Source organism: Flagellimonas alvinocaridis (assembly GCF_004916895.1).
Classification (GTDB): domain Bacteria; phylum Bacteroidota; class Bacteroidia; order Flavobacteriales; family Flavobacteriaceae; genus Flagellimonas; species Flagellimonas alvinocaridis.
In genome coordinates this window covers 1-432 of the sequence record NZ_SNTZ01000092.1, presented here as the reverse complement: position 1 = coordinate 432, position 432 = coordinate 1, and the positions used below count along the sequence as shown (strand labels likewise).

Annotated in this window: 1 protein-coding gene; it reads left to right on the top strand. The window is 38.6% G+C overall.

Features of this window, described 5'->3' with window-relative positions; all coding sequences use genetic code 11:
* Positions 1 to 417: cytochrome b6-f complex subunit IV (gene petD / locus EZV76_RS17980; protein ID WP_136567707.1), on the top strand; the 417-nt coding region annotated here is incomplete at its 5' end.
* Positions 418 to 432 lie beyond the last annotated feature (15 nt).

Genomic DNA, 432 nt, shown 5'->3' with positions numbered 1-432 from the left:
GGTCATAATTATTACGGGGAGCCCGCATGGCCCAAYGATCTTTTATATATTTTTCCAGTAGTMATTTTCGGTACTATTGCRTGTAACGTAGGTTTAGCGGTTCTCGAACCATCAATGATTGGTGAACCAGCGGATCCATTTGCAACTCCCCTGGAAATAYTACCTGAATGGTATTTCTTTCCCGTATTTCAAATACTTCGAACAGTACCYAATAAATTATTGGGTGTTCTTTTAATGGCTTCAGTACCYGCTGGATTATTAACAGTYCCTTTTTTAGAGAATGTGAATAAATTTCAAAATCCATTTCGTCGCCCAGTAGCGACAACTGTCTTTTTGATTGGTACGGCGGTGGCCCTTTGGTTGGGTATTGGCGCAACATTACCTATTGATAAATCCCTAACTTTAGGTCTTTTTTAAATTGATTCATTAATT